This window comes from Flavobacterium reichenbachii, from assembly GCF_002217435.1.
Taxonomy (GTDB): domain Bacteria; phylum Bacteroidota; class Bacteroidia; order Flavobacteriales; family Flavobacteriaceae; genus Flavobacterium; species Flavobacterium reichenbachii.
This window is the reverse complement of record NZ_MUHF01000040.1, coordinates 22,892-29,993: the sequence shown is the minus strand read 5'-3', so window position 1 is coordinate 29,993 and position 7,102 is coordinate 22,892. Positions and strand designations below refer to the sequence as shown.

4 protein-coding genes and 1 pseudogene are annotated in these 7,102 nt (G+C 34.0%); 2 read left to right on the top strand and 3 right to left on the bottom strand.

Annotated features, from left to right (window positions below; genetic code table 11):
- Positions 1-1,535, bottom strand: a pseudogene (locus B0A68_RS23915) (hypothetical protein); the annotation flags it as partial.
- Positions 1,536-1,956: 421 nt separating this feature from the next.
- Positions 1,957-2,871 (bottom strand): PorP/SprF family type IX secretion system membrane protein, encoded by a 915-nt coding sequence (locus B0A68_RS23910; protein WP_207763288.1) that lies wholly within the window; start codon positions 2,869-2,871, stop codon positions 1,957-1,959.
- Positions 2,872-3,595: 724 nt separating this feature from the next.
- Here B0A68_RS23910 and B0A68_RS23905 point away from each other — a divergent pair.
- Positions 3,596-4,132, top strand: coding sequence for an ExbD/TolR family protein (locus B0A68_RS23905; protein ID WP_089069801.1), 537 nt, complete (start codon positions 3,596-3,598; stop codon positions 4,130-4,132).
- Positions 4,133-4,157: 25 nt separating this feature from the next.
- Complete coding sequence (locus tag B0A68_RS23900; protein WP_089069800.1) at positions 4,158-4,685, top strand: ExbD/TolR family protein; 528 nt, start codon at positions 4,158-4,160, stop codon at positions 4,683-4,685.
- Between the two features lie 395 nt (positions 4,686-5,080).
- Here B0A68_RS23900 and rpsA read toward each other — a convergent pair whose 3' ends face one another.
- Positions 5,081-6,859 carry a 30S ribosomal protein S1 gene (gene rpsA, locus B0A68_RS23895; RefSeq protein ID WP_041518144.1) on the bottom strand — a complete coding sequence of 593 codons (1,779 nt, stop codon included), beginning with the start codon at positions 6,857-6,859 and terminating at the stop codon, positions 5,081-5,083.
- Between the last annotated feature and the right edge of the window lie 243 nt (positions 6,860-7,102).

Here is a 7,102-nt window from a genome sequence, read left to right as displayed (position 1 = left end):
CCATCGGCTCCTGTAGCTCCGGTTGCTCCTTTTAGTCCGTCTAACTGCTCCTGAGTAAATTTATCATAAGTCCAAGATTCACCATCGGCTCCTGTAGCTCCGGTTGCTCCAGTGATGCTTGCTATAAAGTCTGCTCCGTCTTTTCCGTTGTTACCAGGAAGTTCTTTCCAAGTGTCAAAAGCTGATTTACCATCTGCTCCGTTGATTGGTGTCCAAGTTCCATCTCCATTTTGTACATATACTGTATTGGTTGTTGTATCTGTATAGATTGCAACATTCTCTCCAGGATAACCAGCTTGGCCTTTTGCTCCAGGAACTCCGGTTCCGCCGGCTAAACCAACCTCTCCTTTATCTCCTTTAGCACCGTTGATTGGTGTCCAAGTTCCATCTCCATTTTGAACATATACTGTATTGGTTGTTGTATCTGTATAGATTGTAACATTCTCTCCAGGATAACCAGCTTGGCCTTTTGCTCCAGGAACTCCGGTTCCGCCGGCTAAACCAACTTCTCCTTTATCTCCTTTATCTCCTTTGGCACCATTGATTGGTGTCCAAGTTCCATCTCCATTTTGAACATATATTGTATTGGTTGTTGTATCTGTATAGATTGTAACATTCTCTCCAGGATAACCAGCTTGGCCTTTTGCTCCAGGAACTCCGGTTCCGCCGGCTAAACCAACTTCTCCTTTATCTCCTTTATCTCCTTTGACACCATTGATTGGTGTCCAGGTTCCATCTCCATTTTGAACATATACTGTATTGGTTGTTGTATCTGTATAGATTGTAACATTCTCTCCAGGATAACCAGCTTGGCCTTTTGCTCCAGGAACTCCGGTTCCGCCAGCTAAACCAACTTCTCCGTTAGCACCGTTAATTGGTGTCCAAGTTCCATCTCCATTTTGAACATATACTGTATTGGTTGTTGTATCTGTATAGATTGCAACATTCTCTCCAGGATAACCAGCTTGGCCTTTTGCTCCAGGAACTCCGGTTCCGCCGGCTAAACCAACTTCTCCTTTATCTCCTTTATCTCCTTTAGCACCGCTGATTGGTGTCCATGTTCCATCTCCATTTTGAACATATACTGTATTAGTATTTGTATCTCTATATATCAAAATATTTTCTCCAGGATATCCAGGATCTCCCTTTGTTCCAGGAATTCCAGGTCCTTCTGCACTTCCAGAGCCAGAAATTTCATCAGAAGTGGCAATTCTTTTCCATCGATCGTTAAACCAATAATAGTAACCTGGCTTAATATCACCAACAGTTTCAGTTGCATAAACCAACAAGCTGTTTACCGTACCTAAGATACGAGTAGGAGAATCAGGAACAGGCGCGGGTGCATTAAGATCCAAGTCAATTGGTGCGTATGATGTTGTACTGGTTAATCTAACCCTAGGTACCAACATACCCCTATTACTCGAAAGCACTTCTAATTGCGCTGATTTATTTGGAGTTAAGGTTCCAATACCAACCTGCGAATAAGCTGAATAAGCACCTAAAACAAAAAATAAAGGAAGTAATCTATTTTTCATAACATTTATTTTTTAATTATTTTAAGAATAAATAAATTCCATTCAACTTGAAAATTCCAAATATTAAACACTGGAAATCAACAATTTATGCTAAATGTTAATAATTTATTCATCCTTGGTTTTATTATGCAAATTTCCTCCTGATATCGCTTTTTTTCTACCTCTAGAAGTTTTAAAACTAGTATTTTAGGACATTCTTTATTTCCGTTACTGACCAATAACGTTCTGTTATATAACCAATTACAAACAGCACCCCGGCAATAATTACCTTAAAGTGATTGACTAATACTATGAACAAAAATCACAGATATTCTAAATTAAATAATGCTTGAATTTATGCTTGAATTATTCTAAAAAATTAACAAACAGTAACTTGTAGTTTTTGTTACTGCTATTTTATTGCAATGATTTTTTGTTTTTATTAGAAAAATCTTGGTGTTACCAATCTATATTTTGTTGCTGTAAATAAATCAAATCGAAGAAAAATCTCATGACTGCCAGCGTTGTAATTTCCAAGATTATTGGTATCATAATCATATGCATAACCTATATTTAGGCCTGAAGTTATCTGAAAACCTGCCATACCGCTAACAGAAGCGTCCCATCTATAAGCCGCTCCAAGTGTTAGTTTTTCAATAAAAAGAAAATTTGCAGAAAGATCTACAGCGATGGGAGCCCCTTTTACTACTTTAATCATTGCTGCCGGCTTAAATTGAGTGCTGTCATTTAAATTAAATACATAACCGCCTATAGCGTAAAAATGCATCTGTTGAGAGGCTACAGAGATTTGGACATCATCAAAAAATTTGGTTTCCAGAAATTGGGGTACAGATAAACCAAAGTACCACTTATCGGAATAAAGATAAATACCGGCACCTACATTGGGGGAAGTTTCAGTCATTACGCCACTCAAGTATGGATCATCAGGGTCATAAATAGTAAGCTCGCTATAATCAATTTTAAAAAAATCGACTGATGCACTGATACCTAAAGATAATTTGACGGCAGCCGAAAGCTGAATGGGATAAGAATAGTTTAATGCCAGGGTTGTTTCTGTTGATGGACCGATTTCATCATTAATAATCGAAAGTCCCAAACCTTGACCATTTTTTGTTATAGGACTCTCTATGGAGAAATTGGCCGTTTTTGGCGCACCATCAAGACCTATCCATTGTGCTCTGTATAAACCAAAGACACTTGGCACATCACGAGTTCCCGTGTAAGCAGGATTCATTGTCATGGTGTTATACATATATTGGGTATATTGCGATTCTTGCTGACTAAACAATTGCAAAAAAGGTACTAGCAGTAATAATAATATTATACTTTTTTTCATGTTGAAATTTTTTAAATGGATTAGATAATAGGATATTTTCCTATACAAATCTTTACGCAAAGTGTATTAGATTATCGCTGCATCTGATTATGCAGCCATTTAGTTGAGCTAATAGAAATAGTGTAGTTTTATCTACTCTTTTAAGTAAATAATTTCCGCGGAGTAAAGTAAAATTGTGCGGCAGAGAATTAATTTGATATCTACTTAATAAATCATTATTCAAACAATAGGATGGGTTTATTGTTTTTAAGAAGTTAATTTGATAAAGACAGATTCAAATTTATGTTTGGTAACTATGATATTAATACTCTATTTTAATTTAGTGATCATCAATTTTAATTAAAAAACTAATTGACAATTTTTAATGCATTTAGCATCAACTATTAAAAGAGGTATGTGAAATATATTTTTATAAAAAGAGAAGTTTATTGATAAAGCAAAAATATTCGTAAAATATTTAATCTTATTCTTTTAAAATACCAATAAATAAATCGTAAACAATTGATTTACAAACATGTAAATTTAATAAAAAACAAATAAGAGTATGTTAAAAAATGTAATTATATAATAAAAATATTTTGCTAAATTAATTTTATACATAATCTATAAAACAAAAATCAGTGAAGTAATATTTAAGACAGCTAAAATATTTATTATATTTAACATACGATATCATAAAATTTGCTGACAAAACCATTTTTTGAAAATTATAAAATAACTTGTTATGGAAATAAAGAAGAAAATTAGAAGTAAAAAATTAAACACAAAAGTCGATTTAACCGCAATGGTCAGCGTTTCTTTTTTGTTGATTATATTTTTTATGGTTACTATTGAATTGAGGAAACAAAAAATTATCGATTTAAGTTTGCCAGAAAAATATGTCGACGATGAATGGAGTCATGTTATCAGATGTGGTAGTGGTACCAATCAGCGTACTATAACAGTTTTATTAGATGAGAATAATAAAATCATTACATATACTGGTTTTTTATTCGATCCGCTTAAAGATCCTAAAGAGATAAATTATGGGAAAAACGGAATTCGAAAAGAACTTTATAGTCAAAAGAAAACAATTCTGGAATATTCAACAGCAATGGGAAAACCAAAAAATGGCCCAATTGTAATTATAAAACCAAGCAAAAAATCAAACTTTAAAAATTTGGTGGATATTTTAGATGAAATGACAATTGCAAAAATTGAAACTTATGCTATTGTAGATGAATTCACTCCGGAAGAAACGAAATTATTAGCCTCAAAATAATTCAGATTAACCTAAACTTAAAGTCATGAAAAATTTACCTCAAAAAGTAAGAAGTAAAAAGCTAAGTTCAAGAGTCGATTTAACCGCAATGGTCAGCGTTTCTTTTTTGCTGATTATATTTTTTATGGTTACTGTTGAATTGAGGAAACAAAAAATTATCGATTTAAGTTTGCCCGATAGGGATTTCACAGACAGATGGCACGGTGGCTGCGGAGGAGAAAATGGATCAGTTACAATCTTATTAGGTGAAAATAATAAATTAGTATCCTATACAGGGCTTTTACAGGTACCTTTAGTTCCTCCTAGAGAAACTATCTATGGTGAAAATGGAATTAGAAAGGAACTTTACACCAGAAATAAAGAAGTATTAGAATATTCTGCTGCACGTGGCAGACCCGGAAAAGGAATTACTGTAATTATAAAACCAAGCAAAAAATGCAATTATAAAAATCTGGTAGATATTCTGGATGAAATGGCGATTGCTAAAATTGAAACTTATGCCATTGTAAACGATTTTACTCCAGAAGAATCAGAATTATTAGCGGTTAAATAATAACATAAAATTTATTTTGAAAATGAGTGCCCTAGCCCTGATGGAAGCGGTATCCTTTTTCTGGCTTCTTTAGCCAGGAAAAGATATAGCGGACAGCAGGAAATAGCTCCTTAAAATTCCAATTTTTATCCCGATGCTTCGGGACCAAATTCCAAACAATAAAGACACACTGATGCACCTCTACGTCTCCATAATATAAACATAACCAATGATTTAACCACTGGAGCATCATGTATATCACCAATCGTCTCCCACGGTTGAAACCGCGGGCTATGCTTGAAAAACTGGTCATAATCAAAAAAAATTGAAACCTGAAACAAGGAAAACCTGAAACAAAAAAGCATAAAAAAAGTCCCACATTACTGTGGGACTTTCTATTTAGAGGAAACTAAGAATTATTTTTTCTCAGTTTTTTCCATTTTAGCTTTCAATGCAGCTAATACATCATTGTTATCTCCTAAAGTTGCAGCTGGTGCATTTGTAGAAGAGTTAGATGAAGTATTTTCAGTTGCAGCTTTCACGTTTTTCTCTTCTTCTTCACGGAAGATAGCAGTGTGAGAAGCAACTACTCTTTTGAATTCTTTGTTAAATTCGATTACTTTGAAATCAGCAGTATCACCTTTTTTCAATTTCTTTCCGTCTTCTTTTTCAAGGTGACGAGTAGGAATGAAAGCAACGATATCATCTCCGAATTCTACAGTAGCTCCTTTGTCAACGATTTCAGAAATTTCACCATTGTGGATAGTTCCTACAGCGAAAGAATCTTCGTATTGATCCCAAGGATTAGCAGTAGTTTGTTTGTGACCTAAAGATAATTTACGTCCTTCAACATCTAATTCTAATACAACTACATCAAGTTTTTCACCAACATTTACAAATTCAGATGGGTGTTTGATTTTCTTAGTCCAAGAAAGGTCAGAAATGTAGATTAATCCATCAATTCCTTCTTCTAATTCTACGAAAATACCAAAGTTTGTAAAGTTTCTAACGATACCTGTATGTTTAGAACCTACTGGGTATTTAGAAGTAATGTCAGTCCATGGATCTTGAGTCAATTGTTTGATACCTAATGACATCTTACGATCGTCTCTATCAAGAGTTAAGATCACAGCTTCAACAACATCTCCAACTTTTACGAAATCCTGAGCAGAACGTAAATGAGTAGACCATGACATTTCAGAAACGTGGATTAAACCTTCAACACCTTCAGCAACTTCGATAAATGCACCGTAATCAGCGATTACAACTACTTTACCTTTTACTTTATCACCAATAGTTAAATTAGCATCTAAAGCATCCCATGGGTGAGCGTTTAATTGTTTCAATCCTAATTGAATTCTTGTTTTCTCATCATCGAAATCAAGGATTACAACGTTTAATTTTTGGTCTAATTCAAGAACTTCACTTGGGTGGTTGATTCTACTCCAAGAAAGGTCAGTAATGTGAATTAATCCGTCAACACCACCTAAGTCAATAAACACACCATAAGAAGTAATGTTTTTAACAACACCTTCTAATACTTGTCCTTTTTGTAATTGACCGATGATTTCTTTTTTCTGTACTTCAATATCAGCCTCGATAAGAGCTTTGTGAGATACAACAACGTTTTTGAATTCGTGGTTAATTTTTACCACTTTGAATTCCATCATTTTGTTTACGTATACATCGTAGTCTCTAATTGGCTTAACGTCAATTTGAGATCCTGGTAAGAAAGCTTCAATTCCGAAAACGTCAACGATCATACCACCTTTAGTTCTGCATTTTACAAAACCATTAACGATTTCTCCTGTTTCGTTTGCAGAAATAACTCTATCCCATGATTTAATAGTACGTGCTTTTCTGTGAGATAATACTAATTGACCTGTTTTATCCTCACGGATGTCGATTAATACTTCTACTTTGTCACCAACTTTTAAGTTTGGGTTGTAACGGAATTCGTTTAAAGAAATAACACCTTCCGATTTTGCGTTGATATCAACGATAACGTCTCTATCTGTAATTCTTACAACTACACCTTCAACTACTTCTTCTTGATCTGTAGCGATGAAAGTTTTAGATACTAGTTCTTCGAATTCTTGTAAGTTTTTCTCATCTACTGCATCAATTCCTTCTTGGAAGTTATGCCAGTTAAAATTTGCTAAAAACTCTTCTTGTGATTTTAATTGTTCAGACATGCTCTGATAAAAAATTTGTATTCTGTTTTCCTCGAGTTTCATAAAGCAGTAGAAAAAACAGAAGTTGTTTTACATAAATAGTTGATACCTAAAGGAAACTCTTCTTTGCCAAAAGGTTTGCAAAATTACTACAAATATTTGTACTTACAAAATAAATTCAAATGATTATCAGTCAATTGATCAGGAGCAGAAGATTTTGGGTTTTTCAAGGCGTAAAGTCCCGCTATTCGTTACAATCTTTTA